The organism is Klebsiella sp. 2019SCSN059, from assembly GCF_021739525.1.
Lineage (GTDB): Bacteria > Pseudomonadota > Gammaproteobacteria > Enterobacterales > Enterobacteriaceae > Klebsiella > Klebsiella quasipneumoniae.
The window spans coordinates 22,107-37,262 of sequence record NZ_JAKKOM010000027.1 but is presented as its reverse complement, the minus strand read 5'-3'; the positions used below and the strand labels follow the sequence as shown (position 1 = coordinate 37,262).

The window sequence follows — 15,156 nt, the reverse complement described above, 5'->3', positions numbered from 1 at the left end:
GAGAATATCCGATGTTTACTGGCTTAACTTTCGCTGAAAACTACGGCTGTTCAGTAGATACAGGTATCGGAATGCCCAGAGCTTCCATCATTCCGGCCCCCGGTCGTGCAGTGGAACAGCGAAACGAGATTGCCGCGCTTCGCCTGTCCATCCGGTGACGGCGAACGGAAAAAACTATTCGTCCGCGATGGACGATTCCGGTTAAAGTCCTAAAATGGTCAATGTCTCCAGGCTTTCAGGGATTGGGATCCGCCTGGCCCGCTTATCCAACATTTCACTGATCCTTTCTGGATCAAACAGGATCCAACCTTTCAGCAACCCTATCCTTAAGTCAATTAGCCCCTCAGAAGCCCGTAAACGCTCTCTGAGGACATTTTTCAGAAAAAAGGTATCTACCTACGTATAAATTCTACTATTAATCCTGTGGCGTTTCAGGGGCATTTTGTCATTGGGGGGGGATTGTCTTCACTGTTAGCTGTTCCCAAATACTACCACCAGCATTACCAGGCAGAGATACAACACACATTGACTTTTTTTTATCATATTAATAAATAACAGTTTTTAAAACAAAACATCAGCGTTCGTACGTTGCCTTTTACGCTTGTTTGCCGTTGTTTATCTCGATCTGGAATCCAGCTTCGGGAGGATCAGGGGGGGAATGCCCGGAAAGAAGCTATTTTGCTGGTTTTGTAAGCAATCTGGAGGGGCAAGACACTTATCACCGTTATCCACAGGGTATAACCAATAATAGATCCCAATATGATCCAAGATCTAACCTAAATAAAACCCAAAGGATCCCCGCTCCTTCATCCCATTGATTTTATGATAAAAATCGTCACTTTCCCTCATCGTTCGTACGTAGTTTTGTCAACGTTCGTACGTGATTATGTCATTGCTAGGTTGAAATTCGTCATCGTTGGTATGTATTTTTAACATCGTTCATATGATATTAAGTAATCGTTCGTACGTTTGCAGAAGGATAACCTGTGAAGAAAGTAAACAAAGAAATATCTAAAGATATCAGTGGGAAAGGTTATTTTTCTTTTGAAGTGACAGGACAAACAGGCAAAGTTACTCACTTCGCACCAGGGAACACAGGCACTGTCCAGCCCGTTGCGCTGCTAAGACTAGGGGTATTTGTCCCGACTCCCTTGGCTACAGGCAAAACACGTTCCATTGATAAAGTTGTGACTATGGACGTGTCAAACGAGCTCCAGCATATGGAGGTCGCTTCCAGTGAAGGGTACAAGGAGATCTCCCTATCTAGCCCCCGGCTGGATATGAACACCGATTTTCGAGTCTGGCTGGGAATTGTCAGGACGATTCACGATTTTAACGATGTCTCAGTTTCGGGAAGAATAAAATTACCTTTCTCAACGTTCCTCAAAAACTGTGGATTTGACCCGACACGATCGAATAAGCACATGAAAGCACGTATCGACGCCTCGATGGTTAAGCTAAGAATGGTGACATTTCAGTTCAGAAACGAAGATTCCACGCTTACTACCGGCCTGATAAACTGGGCACGTTATAACATCAAAACAAATGAGATCGAGATAGAAGGTGACCCCCGCATCAAAGAGCTTTACGCGATTGATTATAAGGTTTTTTTGCGGCTTAAGGCACTGGACAGCTTACAACGAAAAGAGTCTGCACAGGCGTTGTATACCTATCTGGCGAGCTTGCCGAAGAACCCGGCCCCAATCAGCATGAAACGATTCCGAGACCGACTGCGGTTAACTTCCCACGTCTCCGCTCAGAATGAAATTATACGGCGCTCACTTCGTGAGCTACATGAGATAGGTTATCTGCAATACCATGAAGAGAAGGTCGGTAGAAATATCAAATTTCATATCCTAAAAAGAAGCCCATCTCTCGGTGCGAAAAAGGACCCTATTCAGGCACCGGCACAAAATGCCCCGATCCTGGATGACCCGTTGCTTGAAAAACTGAAAATGATGAAAGCAGCTGGATTTACCGGCGAAGAGATTGCTGCAGTTCTTGTTTCCATCGATAAGATGAAAAAGATAAACGGCAAGCATCATGATGAAGAGGCTGAAGACGCGGATTTTAGCGAGGAGTGAGACTGCTCAACTAACAGAGGGAGTCTTGGCTTTCTGAGACTCGTTCATTTCCTGATTGCCTTCCTTCAGACGCAAAAAAACCTGGGGCATTCCCCATCTAATTATCAAAACGTCATCGTTCGTACGTTCACGGTTGACGGATGCGTGTATCCGGACCTATTGTCATCGTTCGTACGTTAACGTGCTTTGCTCGTTAAAAACACTCCCGATAAAATGGCAGATGCCAGGAACGTTCTGGAACAAAAACAGATTGTATGAATTGATATTTAAATTAATAAAAATCAATAAGATATACTTTCGTGAGCTACATATACACCTTCCCTAAACTCATACTGTCTTCTAAATACAGTTTCCGCTAACACTAGCGCAACGCCAAAAAGTCATCGTTCGTACGTATGAACGATGACGAAATGGATCAGAGGCATTGTTCTACTGAACAGGCAATCTGATAACAGATGTGTGCGGAACTAGCCTCAGGCCTAAACCTTTAACGTTCAGCGAGCTTTAATTGGTATTGATACTCGTACGGCGGTACTCCCTTACTAAAAGTAACTTTTCAAACTTAAATTGCCCGATGTGCTGTCCTGTTTTGAAACTCACCAAAGTTTTCCAGACAGCGCGCTTTAGAGACTCAATCGCCCACCACTTTACTTGGAAAAAAAGTTACTTTTGGTGATAAGCCCTGTCAGAGCAGCTGATCCTGTTTCGTCGTGCATCCGGACGAACATATAAATGAGAGACTGGACAGAGCAAGGCACCGGAGGCCAAGATTGCTCCTTCTCTCGTACGTCTGGCTTGTCCTGGCCTCAAGTGATCACTCAAGGCTTATCGCAATCAAAAGTAACTTTACAAACTATCCCACCAGCTGAAGCACCGGAATGCCGTTGCTCATCACAGGTTGAACAATTTTACAATGTGCTGAAATGATTTTTCGGGATTAAGGAACGTTTTTTCGTGATGTAAGCAATAAAATGTCATTTCATATCAAGGCTGTATGAATATACAGTGTCTGGATATGACCGTCGCCGGTTTTTGTCCGATTGGGGAAATAATAAATATCCTGGAAAAGGCCTTTACAGCGTTAAAGACATAGATATGCATTTAGCCCATGCCTATAATGAGTAGCCGAAACATTAAAATAGATATGAGGTAACAGAATGATTAATATCAAAGAAATTCCACTTAGGGATATCCTTGTTGTGGGGATTCCTGTTCTGTTGTTTTTGACTTTGCTGTGCATGCTTAAAAGTCACTTTCCAGACGTTGTTAACGTCATCGGTACATTATTCGTTTTTATTTTTTCGCCAGCACTGGTGGCACTGTTGACCATTAACCGGGGAGTGTTCGTGTACTTTGCCGGAGCGCTCGTTACACAGGTGCTTACTGCTTCTCTGGTGTATTTTGTTTCTTCCCGCGACTTTAGCGAATCTGTAGGCCTTGGAGCGTGCGCAATAGTGATTTACGTAATTGCTCAGTCGAAAATTAACGACATTAATCCATAGTTAAGAAGGGAAAAACATAACTCCGCACATTAGTTCTGGTGGCGGAAAGCAGAAAGCCTCGTAGTTAATTTTCAAGGAAGAGTAAACCACGAAATTAACGCGAAACGCCCTTAGACATTTTATCCCCCTCCTTTGCATAATCACTGAATGTTTATGAAATAAAAGAATTTTTTTCCTCTATTATTCAAATAAGGGCTTTACACAGGGTTTTAATCTGTATAATTGTTGCTGCCAGACACGAATACAGAAGAGGGTTTTATTGCATATGGGTGGTCGTGGAAGTTGCCGAAGAAAGCGAAGCCTGCGCTGTGTCCCCTGCTATGCAGGAAACTGGCACCGCTACAGAGACGGGCTGGACTATAACGGATGGGAAGATGTATCAGTGATCGCAAATAAAGGGTCGGGGTATGTGTGTCAATGCAGACAATGTGGTCACACCTACATCTCCTACTCCTCTGCTGCCCGTCGCCAGTATCAGTATCAGGTTAACAGAAGCAGCGATGAACCCGGTATTCGGGAAAATAATTTTAATTCAAATGCAAATTCACCCTCTTAATTCTGAAACGCCATTGTGTATCGGGATAAACTTTCTGTGCATGCTGGTTTGCATCAGCGCATTTCATGAGTGCTGTTGCAGACATGCAGATGAAATCAGATTTGATAATTTATAAAGAATGAAGGGCAGGGCTGATTAATGAAAACGTCTATCGCACCGATTCTGTTCGGGAGGAATATTGCCAATATTTCGGAGAAGCATTTTACTCCCTGGTTTTGTCCTTATGACCACTACCCGGGTTTGGTTCTGGCCTCAACGATCACCGTTCCTTATTCACCCTCACCGGACTGGTTTCTGGGTGAAGAACAATGTGGAGGTCACAGTTGTAACCAGTTTCGTGCAGCAATAAAGCCTTTGCAGATCATACCTCAGTCACAGGTACAAGGGGATCTGGAACTCATTGCCAGCGAGGGATTTGAGCCAGGCACGCTCGATTATTTTAGCCTTGCAGACGATGAGGTGCAGAAACGGGTACGGCTGAATTATCAGTCATTCGTTATGAATCTAGGTTTAACCTGCTCGGATGAAAATGTTCTTCTGCTGACGCAGCCACTGTATCCACTGGATGCGACGGAATCCAATCTCAGAGCGTTAACTACAGACCAGACTTGCCTGAGCGGACTTACTGACACCACCGGACTGGTCATTTTTGTTGTGGGGGTGAACTGCGACTAGGAGAGGGTAGAAAAGGGTAGTATCACGCTAAGCCACTTACACATTAACGAATAAAAGTCACTTTTTGAGGTAGATATGAAAAAAATCACACGCGATGCATTACTGGTACCCTTCATCGGGCTGCTGATCCTCTCCTACCACATGGGCTATTTCCTTTCCGACTGGCCTTACTGGCAGGTATACGCCATGCTGGCGGTGGCCTTCTTTGCAGGCCGTTTCTGGCTGAGAAAAAAAACGTCGAAAGATGAACCTCAGGAAGGCAAAACAGCCGGTGAGTAAATCTTTTCCTGAACTGGCCTGTTCCGGTAATAACGTCCAGGCCATTCAGTCAGTTGACGGAATAACATAAAAGGAGCCTCTGTATGAGCAACATGACAGTGTCGTTTTACAGTAAAAAACATCATGACACCGTAACCAGCGCGATTAAAGCCCGTGCCACATCATCAATTGAGCTTCTCTGTACACCGACGCTTAATCAGCTCCTGGAGCTGACAAATGCGATCTGCCTGTGTGCCGGGATTGAAAATCAAATCGGCCTTTTCGTTGACGACTCAAATAGTGACGAATCCGGGCACGACGAACAGGAACTTACGACACACGTTGCATGGCTGTTTAACCAGAAAAGCCATGGTACTGCCCGTAATGCAATTATTAAAAAAGACATTACGGAGGTGAAAATTGATGACCCTCTGACTTTGAATGAGATTCTGGCGATCATCGAGGCAGTGTGTCGTTGCGGCGGTATTGACGATGACGTAGTGGCTATTGCCGAGCCTATGGTAACGGTCATTGACGGCGCAAAATACGATAACGCCGCTGCCGTGGATACCATTCATTGACCGAACGGAAACCGGAAAAGTAACTTTTCCATAGAGGTGTTTATGCTGTTTCGGAAACTTGTTTTGTCAGGGGGAGGATGTATCTTGCTTCTGGCCTATCACGGAGGCTATTTGTTAAGAACCTGGCCGTGGCTGTTCTATTATGCAATGGTCGCATGGGGGGTTGCATTCAGCTGGTATTTTTTCGCGACCCCTAAAGCCGATTTGGTTCCGGAAAAGATAAACAAAAACGAAAAACAAATACCCATCGCTGGTCAATCACAGACTAACCGGTATAAACAGAATGATAGTGATTCTTCACTGATTAGCCATAACATTAATTTCTCATCTACAGGAATCAATCATTCGGAAAGTATCATAAACAATGGATCAGATTGCAGTTATTCGGACTCGTCAGATTCAGGATGCAGTGGGGGTGATTAAAAATCCTGGATAAATAATTAAAATCCTTACAAATAATTAGATGAGGAGGAGATATGGCATACACAGGAATAACAGATCACGCCAGACTCAGACTTATGCAGCGTTCACGACTTCCCCTGCATGTACTCACTGACATGATCGACAAAAGGGAATATGTGGATCTGGGTTCCAAACCCGGAATATTAAAAAAACACATTCTGATTTATAGTCGACTGGATGAACGTTGGTACGTACTAATCAGGGACATAACATCAGGATGTATCGTTACGGTATTGCCGGAAAATTACCATGATTCTTCATTTATTAAAATCAAAGATTCAGATAAAAAATCTGCATATGATTTAGCGTTTAAAGTCAGGGCTTCTAGTCCTGAAGTTATTAGTATAAATCTGTGCTTTAATGATTTCGATGGTTACCGACATTCAAAGAATATTTATTCCATACCGCTTTCACAGGTGGATATGTCGCAAGAGTTATTTTTAAAGTCAAAGTTTATAAAACAGATAAAAAGAAATATTAGGGAAAATATTGCACGAGGGCTTTCCTTTGATGAACATACCATAGAGCCTGGTTATACGCCGTTGTTCCTGAACGTGAGGTTCAGTGCGGATACATACAAAATATTATATTTCTGATTACAGGGGAAACTCAATGAATGACCGAGTCGTCTTTTTAAACATCAATGCAGAAGATAAAACCCCATTTATTACTGAGGTAGAAATGCTTATTGGGGGAGTCCCACGGCTTATGTATCCAGATGGCACAGAGCAGTTTGCGGATGATGAAAGCGAAACTGTTCTGATTTATTCACCTCGACTGACCGAGCAGGAACTAGAAGCATTTTGCGAATCGAACATTGAGCATTACCGGACTTTTCACGAGAAAAATTTAAAACACATACTGAGGGGAGACCGCGTATCAATAACCCATTTCTGGGTTGAATAAACTAAGTTAGGTATTCACGATTTGGAGGGAATCATGTATCTGCATCTTGTACCAACACTATACCACATCATTTCAAATAAATGCCGACTAGAATCAGTGACGATCCCGGAACTGAAATTCGAGATTAAGGATGATGGACTTTCATGCGGAAGACCGTATCCAAATAAACGGCTTTATGTTGGCATGAAAAATAATCGGAAAGCCATGGTTGGGCTACTTCTTGAATATGACAAACAACTCAGCCAATTTACAACGGAATATAAATGGGTTATTGATAACATTGGTGTTGTTCAGCACCATATTAAAACGATTGTGCTGGACAGTGAATTTGACCTTATTTCACAACACATAGGGTTAAATATTGGTCTGGATGAATTGAAGCCAAGACTCCATCCCTCTTATCACAAAATCGCACCAGTTAAAATACAACCTATGATGGAATCATACCGAACAGGCGAAGCGGTTAATAAATTGCAGCATGATGTATGGGAGAATAATGTTCTACTGTTCAGGACAGAGACATTGCTTTTGCATACTCTGGAATCAGAAAGACTCGCTAAGTATAGTTTTTTCATCGACAGGCTTCCTCAATTAAGTTCTAAAATTTGCATCTGAATTAATTCAAAAAGCTCCGATTTTATTGAGGGGCTTTCCTTTTCATGAAATGCCAATTTAAAAACCCCATACAACTTATGACCTAAACTTGAAACACAATCAGGAAAAGACGACTACGCAATGATGGTTGCTATGGGGGGTTAACCCCATTCCAATTTTGATTAAAATCACTGAGTTATTTTGACTTAATTTTTCTCCCTTATTTGCATCTTATGTAAACAGTGGGGCATTATAAACTCATGACTTTCTGCCCCAACACCTCAAGATCTAAGAAAGTAACTTTTTTATTGGTTTTTTAAAAATGGGGGTTGATGGGACGAAAAAAAAAGGTATCCTGGTTTCAACGAAGAATAGTTTTAATGCTTGCCTTATCTACCCGGGAGTTCATATGTCCTTAGAAAATACATTGACCGCTGAGTTAAATTCATCAGAGAACGCAGGCGGTATTATACCTTCTGTTGCTATTGATTTAATTATTGCTCAACGTGCAGCAGGTATTGCGGCATTTATGGAAGGTTTAGATAAACTCAGGGAAGCGGAGCGACTGTTCGCTGCTGCGGCTGAAAAGGACTGGTTCACGGGGCTAGATGAGATTATTTCGACCGGTAGGCGTTGCCTTAAAGAACATGAGATAGAGGCGGTTCGACGCCGGGTGGCTCGTAGCGTTGATAGCTCTATCTGGCAACGCTTGATGACCCAGACAGGTATGTTTACGTTGATGAGTGGTGATCAACATGACAAATGGACTGCTCAGGTATACAGCAAAGATTGTCCGGAAGTCACCCTGGACAATGTCATCAGTACGTTTCAGCATCTTAATGCAACAAAAAATGAAACGTTTGTTACAGGTATTATTGATGTTTTCCGTAAGCTGTCCTGGGACTACAAAACAAATAATCCTTGCCGTCTGGGCAAGAAAATTATCCTCGAAGGTGTTTTATCCATAAATGTCTCACCAACCCGATACGCTTCGGTCAGGACTAATGCGCAGAACTGGATTAACGATCTCGCCCGTGCTTTCTGCCTCATCGACAAGAAAAACGTGCCAGATTCACGGATAGCAGAAGGGTGCCAGTACAGGGATTTTATCAACTTAAACAGTTATACGTTAAACGGTGTGTTTACCTGCGAGTGGTTCACTATTAAATCTTTCTGGAAAGGTTCAGCTCATGTGACTTTCACACGCCCTGACCTCGTTGAAAAAATTAATGAAATTATTGCAAGCCGATACCCCGGCGCTCTCCCACCCAGAGTATGAAAGTAAATTCCAACTATTTAATCATACAAAATTCATTATTAAGGAATCCTGATATGGGAATTCAAATTAAAGAAAGTTACACCACTGCTGTTATCAGCACCGCGCACATTGCTAAAGAAGATACTGAGTTATTAACTGATGCCAGTTATAATCCCCGAACAGATAGTGGACGTAGCTGGATCCACGTAAACGAATATGGTTATATTATTCGGACCAGCGTTGAAAATCCGGGGTGGAAACAGCTTTTACGAGACGATGGTATCTCCTGGCCTACAATTGAAAATATCGAAAAAGTGATTAATGCTGGGTACGAATGTGTTCATTTTGACCGTGACGCAGATATCGTTGATGGTCTGATGGCGTGGGAATGGTAACTACTCATTACCAGGGCTCCTTAACCTATAGGGAAGGGGCCCATATATAATTGGCAGTACAGAAAAAAAAGGAGTCATTAATGGATATGCTTAACGGGTGCAGTTCAGCTCCTCAGGTTTCAACATCAACCGCTATTGCTGGTGGACGCGAAGTCATTGTGACCGGTTGTGTGACAAAGCAGGGCAGAGCTATTCATTTCTGCAATCATAAGCTACTCAGCGGTAGCAATAATAATCTCTGGTTCCCAGTGGACACCGTAGATGACTGGTTTTCCGGCATTGAACGAGTGCTGGTTATGAATGGGCTTGCTGAGAATGTCGTAAACCTCACGCCGTTAATTGAAGGTTCAGAATATTTCGACTGGAAAGTAAAGTATAACCTCCGGGTTATCTGACTCACAAAAAGTTACTTTCTTGCTTAACGCTTATGAACAATCAGAGAAATCAATTGGCTGTCCACCAGCTTCTGGACAGCCGTTCTTCTAATTAGATCTTATCCAGAAATTACAAGATAACTCCATTTCTGTCCCGTTAATTGTCGTTTTGAAAAAATCATAATGATAAAATCAAATTCACCGTAGAGCTTGTCACCTGCCTGAAAAAAAACAGGGGCTTGATAAGGCGATTTAAAAATGTATCCTGGTTTGATGAATAGTCATTTCCGGGTGAAGGGAGAATTTAATGGCTGTCCAAAAAATTCATACTGGCATCGTGATTACCAAAGACGGCGAGGTAACAAAGAAATTTCATGAAACACCGACCATGTGGGTGGTCAATAAAACTGAATGTTATCGCAAGGATAACGGCATACGCCATTTTGGTGAAAGAACCCGCCGCCGCCTTGTCCTCGAATCCATAAAACCAATACCTGAAGTTAAAAATTAACTAACTTAATTATTTAATTAGTTGACAAAAAAGGAAAAAATAATGAATAGCCATTCTCCAAAAGTCGTCATGATGGACAGTGACGAAGCAGCCAGTATTCAAACATTAACGGGATGGGTCGATCGTCAGGGGCGTTTCTGGGGAGATAACGAACATCAGGCCCGCTGGAGTGGTTCAACGCACCGCAAATGTGGAAAACATCCGGAACAACATCCTGCATACCCTTCTAACAGTTATTGTGAATCATGCAGAAAAGAAGATCGCCAGGCTAAGTTTGCAGAAATGAAGCGGGTGGCCTGGCGCGGCGAACCGTTGGTGATTTTCGATACGGATACCTATTTTTTTGATGCCGAGTCGCTGGAGGATTATTGCCGTGACCATGACGTTTTACCCGGTGATCTGCAACTGGTTATCTGTCTTCCAAACCATATAGATCAGTTTGATATCCTGCAACATTGCGAAGAAATTCTACCCGAAGATGGTGAGATAAGCTTTATCCCTGAAGCTGTCCAGGTGGCGGTTGAGGCGTTGAATAAAGCGATCAAAGAAAGCGCAGCGGTCTCATGGAGCCAGGGCTCCCTGGTAGCTGTTTTACCGGATGACCTGCTGAATGCCGGTGAGAAGACCGCAGGGCAGAAAGAACAAACCGCCTGATAATGGCGGTGGGCACCACCGATAATTACGGGGCTTGTAAGCCCCTAAATTAGGGCTGACAGATATGTTAATGCAGACAGAAAAGGCAGTATTACAAATTGCGGAGTATATCCCCCGAGCTTGCCGCAATATGAAACTCTTTGAGGCAAAGGCCCGACTTGCAACCAAAATCGCATTGTATATTGTTGACGGCTGCTGTGACGAAGTACTCAATCTGGCTTTCAAACCTGCACTTAACTGCCGCACCAGGGAACAGTTTTTTAACCATATTCAGCAAATTAAAAACGGAGCTGGCAATGTTCGCTTTTAATGACGTTAATACTCCGCATGAATGCTTCAAGAAATGTCGTTGCTACCTCCCCCCAAAGCAACGCGAACAGCATCGTTTAACCCAGCATGTTTCTGAATTTGACGAGCATCCCGCTGACCAGATTGACCAATACAAGGACTACCCCGATGCGTAAAGATAACAATGTCCTCCCTCCAAAGATTAACAACGGTGTTCTCCGGCGATGGAATGCTCAGCGTGGGCAAAGAAATAGCAGGGGTGGGAGATATAAACGCTTCCCTTCAGTTCACAACTTGAACGAGTGGGTCGTTGATCGTTTGATCTCAGAAATTATCGCAGAGGACAGAGATGCCTGATAACACCGAACTGACACATGATGAAATCATTGCTGCGTTGGCACAGCTGAAGCAGATCAGCGAATACCCAACTCCCTCTACTCAATACGCACGCGTCTTACTTAAATATATTACTACGCTGGTGGAGTCGCAGAAGAAGGCGCATTCAGTAATGGCTGGAGTCGTAACCGCAGCATGTATCCGGGGAGTCAGACCATTTGATGGAATTGAGTGCGATCCCCCAACTCTGGAAGAAAATGCGGAAGCGTGTGGCGATGCCATGTCTGCTCGAATCAGAGAACTGGAATCTAACCCACCAAAACCTAAGGAATTAGCCGAAGCGCTTTTTCTGATTGCAACTTTACGTGAGCAAAGCGACGGTTGGGAGCGTAAAGCCATTAACAGTTTCGCTGAGCGTACGCAGATGTTCCAGCGCATTGCCGAGTTGGAAAAGAGAAACCAAGAACTGGAGTCAGGGCTGTTAATTCCAGCCGAAGTTGAGAGCCAGGACCGAGCATCTGGCATGAACGCTGAGGCAATTTGTGTCGACGGGAACAAACCTGGCATGATTGTGGCGGTGCACATTGATGCCGGTGACTTTGTTAATGTTAATGGTCTGATATTAAAGGTAATTGAAACCGACTTTGACGACCACGACGTAACTTTATATTTGGCTGGTGGTGAAGAGTTTAAATGTGCTGCTGGTTACCTGATAGAAGTGGTTCCTGTACCAGAGGATGAAGAGTAATGGCTAAGCGCGATTTTATCCCAGCTGGCGCGACCTGCTGGCAGGGCGGTTGTTGTACTCACAGGGGGATTACCCGTCGCCATCGTTATGTTACCGGGGGCGATGGGCGGAAATTCGAATCGTGTTCCTATACTGACGACTGGTACGCACTTGGCGACACGATTGACTCTTATGGGAGACCATACCGGTATCGAATCACGGGTGAGAAGGCCACGGTTCTTACTCAGTTCTGCTTAGAAAATTTAAAGCCAGAGTAAAACAGACAATGAAAAAATATACCGAGCTTGACAGAATAATCATGGAAAAAATCGGTGTTACCCCGATCCCTTTTCACCTCTTGTTTTCCCACGACGACATCCCGGCCGAATGCAAAAAAATTGCCATGAAAGAAGGAAAAAGCGAGCCATTTCGCATCCTCGATCGTCGGCTTCAGGCTCTACGTAAAGCCGGAAATATCCGTAGCACTTCTAAAGGTTGGGTGAGGACTTAACAAATGACCACTAAATTACCATTAACAGACGAACGCCTCTCCACCATCAGTGATTACTTTGTTGCGATGGAAGAACATTACAGTGACCCGGCAGACAGAGAGAATTTTGAAATTTTCAGTGATGCTAAAGCCTTTCTGGCAGAGCTACAGCAACGTCGCAAGGCTGCAACAGGTCGCGAACCGGTGGGCATTAAGCTCCCCCCTAAGATGTCGAATGATCGCATAAATGCGCATGAATTAAGCACAGGCGTCGACGTCTGGAACCGATGTATTGATGAAGTGGCAAAGCTGAACGGCAAATGTATCCCGTCAGTTCCATCCGGGCTTCACCCAAATACGCAAAAGCTCGTGACCGAATTCTGCACCGAGCTGGCTGAAAAGCTTTATAAGGCGCAACTCAAGTACGGCCACTCAGATAACTGGTCATACGCAAATTGGGAAATTGAGTGCCAGACAGCTTTCCACGAGCATATCGCCAAAGGTGACCCCCGCGACGTTGCCGCGTACTGCGCATTTATGTGGTATCACGGCTGGAGAACCGAGGTCGAGCGTCGAGAACAGGTCGTGCCAGATGAGGTCGAGCATGTAGCCGCCGTACTAGAGCTTATCGGTGGTTTTGAGGCTGCTGATATCGATAGCGACACAGTAGATTTACGGTTTGAGATCGACGATGTGGACACTGGCTCTGACGTATCCATTACTGAATATGCCGCACGCGGTTCCGCTATTATCCGTATGCTGGCTGGCAATGCTCCGGTAAATCCAGACAGTTGCATTCTAGAGGCGCTGGAGAACATACAAACCGAGAATGAAGTGGCACGAGACCAGTTAGTCATTCTCCAGCTGACGCTATTAAAGCAGCAGAGAAAGATTGCCGAGCTGGAGTCCCGCACCGTGAAGCTGCCGAAACCTAAAGATTCTGACCCGGGTTGGAAAATTGATCCGGAATTTATCAGCAAAGTTCAGAACGAGATAGGGTACGATGACCAATGCGAATGCTGGGAGGGTACACCTTCCATGGAGGTAGTAGAGGCCGTTTTGCTGGCCGCCGCTGGCATCAAGATGGAGGTTGAATAGATGGCATTCATATCTCAACTGGGAACAATACCAAAGAGTAGCGGAAGAGTGCCAGGTTCTAAGTTCGTTTCGTTTAGAAAGACAAAATCTGGTGCTACTGGTGGGCTTATTACTAAGGACACTGGACTGCGCGGAACCAAAATAGACATTCAGATTGATGAGGATAATAAAACTATCCGTCTTGGCGAGTACGAGAACGGAGTGATGGTAACTCAAAGACAGGGCGTATTCAGTTGCTCGGTTAGCGTATTTAATGCAGTGGGAAAGTGCCGAATATCCCTGACTGATGGCGGGGACGGGTGGTGGTACGGAAGTTATAAATAAGTAGGCAGCTAACCACTATTATCCGGTTTATAACAAAAACCAGGTTCTCCCCCTGCTGGAATCACTTGGACTTAGATTTTTTAGGCGGATGCATGAGTAGAGACGAAAATATTCAGGCTGTATTTGATCTAAAAGCTGGTTATACACTTGGGCTCGCCGACATCGAGATTCTTAAGAGAGTGGCCCGGATGGCGCTGGCCGCAATGGACGGCGAGCCGGTAGTGTTTACCGACGAACGAAACCTTCATCATATTGCCATGGGCCGAGAAACCTCTCTGATTTGGGGCAAACAGAACCATGAGGCGGGAGATATCCCGCTCTTTCGCCACGCTAAGCCAGCGCCGGTAGTGCCGGTAGTGCCGGATGCATTGATTAAAGCTGTAGATTTTTATGAACAGGTTAAACGTGAAAATCCGTCAGTAGAAACGGGAGCCTGGAAAGATGCCGTGGAGTGGGTACTGAAGGAAGCCTGCCTGGCTGCTAAAAAGGATGAGTCATGACACAGAAAATCAGATTAACAGACGCGCAAGTCTATACGCTGCGCCGAATGAAAAGCGGCACCAGATACTTTCTACAGGGCGATGGAAGGCGTGGAGATGAGGACAACGGTACGCGCAGAGTCAACTGCCCGTCGCTTCCCGTCCTCTTTAGAAATGGTCTCGTTGATTTTTGCAGTGATTGCGTAAAGCAGAATTACACCTGGTATAGCGTGAAGTTGACGCCTGAAGGAGCAAAAGCCGCAAATGGTTCTCAGACAAGGAAAGAGCGCGGTTTGCCCTGATGAGGGTTGCTTACAGTGCCATGATGCAATTGATCTCGGATACCTGTCAGCATAACAGTCAGAAAAAGTTACTTTCTTTTCTCCCCAGCAGTGATAATCCCCGGCACTATCGGGTGTTTTTAGATATTCTCCATGTTTACTTTTTCATGCTTCGGGGAGAATATTTTAATTCATCGTTAATTATTTCTCAGTGTTTATGAAATCACCATGGTTTATTTTTTGTGGAGCGACCATTGGATGCCGTCAGAAAAAGTTTCTTTCCTGGTGATATGCAATTAGGGGCTTGCGAAAACGATTCGAAA

At 44.4% G+C, this 15,156-nt stretch carries 19 protein-coding genes; all 19 read left to right on the top strand.

All coding sequences use genetic code 11. From position 1 onward, the window contains the following. The first annotated feature begins 986 nt into the window (after positions 1 to 986). The 19 genes from L2I46_RS22060 (at position 987) to L2I46_RS21970 (ending at position 14,854) form a co-directional block, all read left to right on the top strand. Positions 987 to 2,084: a RepB family plasmid replication initiator protein gene (locus tag L2I46_RS22060; RefSeq protein WP_024266240.1), complete on the top strand. Its 1,098-nt coding sequence runs from the start codon at positions 987 to 989 to the stop codon at positions 2,082 to 2,084. 1,157 nt (positions 2,085 to 3,241) lie between these two features. Continuing rightward, positions 3,242 to 3,586, top strand: coding sequence for a hypothetical protein (locus tag L2I46_RS22055; protein WP_024266243.1), 345 nt, complete (start codon positions 3,242 to 3,244; stop codon positions 3,584 to 3,586). Between the two features lie 694 nt (positions 3,587 to 4,280). Continuing rightward, positions 4,281 to 4,817 (top strand): hypothetical protein, encoded by a 537-nt coding sequence (locus L2I46_RS22050; protein WP_014839965.1) that lies wholly within the window; start codon positions 4,281 to 4,283, stop codon positions 4,815 to 4,817. Positions 4,818 to 4,892: 75 nt separating this feature from the next. Further along, the gene (locus L2I46_RS22045; RefSeq protein WP_017900715.1) at positions 4,893 to 5,096 is read left to right on the top strand and encodes a hypothetical protein; all 204 of its coding nucleotides are present in this window, start codon (positions 4,893 to 4,895) and stop codon (positions 5,094 to 5,096) included. Positions 5,097 to 5,179: 83 nt separating this feature from the next. Beyond that, complete coding sequence (locus L2I46_RS22040; RefSeq protein ID WP_017900714.1) at positions 5,180 to 5,656, top strand: hypothetical protein; 477 nt, start codon at positions 5,180 to 5,182, stop codon at positions 5,654 to 5,656. A 476-nt stretch (positions 5,657 to 6,132) separates the two neighbouring features. After that, the gene (locus L2I46_RS22035; RefSeq protein ID WP_017900713.1) at positions 6,133 to 6,714 is read left to right on the top strand and encodes a hypothetical protein; all 582 of its coding nucleotides are present in this window, start codon (positions 6,133 to 6,135) and stop codon (positions 6,712 to 6,714) included. 16 nt (positions 6,715 to 6,730) lie between these two features. After that, positions 6,731 to 7,024, top strand: a complete 294-nt coding sequence (locus tag L2I46_RS22030) for a hypothetical protein (protein WP_017900712.1) — start codon at positions 6,731 to 6,733, stop codon at positions 7,022 to 7,024. Between the two features lie 33 nt (positions 7,025 to 7,057). Continuing rightward, a complete protein-coding gene (locus L2I46_RS22025; RefSeq protein WP_025999287.1) occupies positions 7,058 to 7,639 on the top strand; it encodes a DUF6012 family protein in 582 nt (193 codons plus the stop codon). Positions 7,640 to 8,027: 388 nt separating this feature from the next. Then, the gene (locus L2I46_RS22020; protein ID WP_062878131.1) at positions 8,028 to 8,897 is read left to right on the top strand and encodes a DUF4942 domain-containing protein; all 870 of its coding nucleotides are present in this window, start codon (positions 8,028 to 8,030) and stop codon (positions 8,895 to 8,897) included. 53 nt (positions 8,898 to 8,950) lie between these two features. Then, on the top strand, positions 8,951 to 9,271 hold the full coding sequence (locus L2I46_RS22015) for a DUF5983 family protein (RefSeq protein ID WP_014839967.1): 321 nt from the start codon (positions 8,951 to 8,953) through the stop codon (positions 9,269 to 9,271). A gap of 80 nt (positions 9,272 to 9,351) precedes the next feature. Further along, positions 9,352 to 9,666: a hypothetical protein gene (locus tag L2I46_RS22010; protein ID WP_017900709.1), complete on the top strand. Its 315-nt coding sequence runs from the start codon at positions 9,352 to 9,354 to the stop codon at positions 9,664 to 9,666. A 286-nt stretch (positions 9,667 to 9,952) separates the two neighbouring features. Beyond that, complete coding sequence (locus L2I46_RS22005; protein ID WP_087525964.1) at positions 9,953 to 10,156, top strand: hypothetical protein; 204 nt, start codon at positions 9,953 to 9,955, stop codon at positions 10,154 to 10,156. A 42-nt stretch (positions 10,157 to 10,198) separates the two neighbouring features. Further along, positions 10,199 to 10,810 (top strand): hypothetical protein, encoded by a 612-nt coding sequence (locus tag L2I46_RS22000; protein WP_025999286.1) that lies wholly within the window; start codon positions 10,199 to 10,201, stop codon positions 10,808 to 10,810. Between the two features lie 64 nt (positions 10,811 to 10,874). Continuing rightward, positions 10,875 to 11,120, top strand: coding sequence for a hypothetical protein (locus L2I46_RS21995; protein WP_014839969.1), 246 nt, complete (start codon positions 10,875 to 10,877; stop codon positions 11,118 to 11,120). Between the two features lie 327 nt (positions 11,121 to 11,447). After that, a complete protein-coding gene (locus L2I46_RS21990; RefSeq protein WP_087525963.1) occupies positions 11,448 to 12,182 on the top strand; it encodes a hypothetical protein in 735 nt (244 codons plus the stop codon). A gap of 265 nt (positions 12,183 to 12,447) precedes the next feature. Then, the gene (locus tag L2I46_RS21985; RefSeq protein WP_014839970.1) at positions 12,448 to 12,672 is read left to right on the top strand and encodes a hypothetical protein; all 225 of its coding nucleotides are present in this window, start codon (positions 12,448 to 12,450) and stop codon (positions 12,670 to 12,672) included. A gap of 3 nt (positions 12,673 to 12,675) precedes the next feature. Then, on the top strand, positions 12,676 to 13,749 hold the full coding sequence (locus L2I46_RS21980) for a hypothetical protein (protein WP_017900705.1): 1,074 nt from the start codon (positions 12,676 to 12,678) through the stop codon (positions 13,747 to 13,749). Between the two features lie 416 nt (positions 13,750 to 14,165). Further along, complete coding sequence (locus tag L2I46_RS21975) at positions 14,166 to 14,573, top strand: hypothetical protein (protein WP_017900703.1); 408 nt, start codon at positions 14,166 to 14,168, stop codon at positions 14,571 to 14,573. Continuing rightward, positions 14,570 to 14,854 (top strand): hypothetical protein, encoded by a 285-nt coding sequence (locus tag L2I46_RS21970; RefSeq protein ID WP_017900702.1) that lies wholly within the window; start codon positions 14,570 to 14,572, stop codon positions 14,852 to 14,854. The genes L2I46_RS21975 and L2I46_RS21970 overlap by 4 nt, the downstream gene beginning before the upstream one ends. Positions 14,855 to 15,156 lie beyond the last annotated feature (302 nt).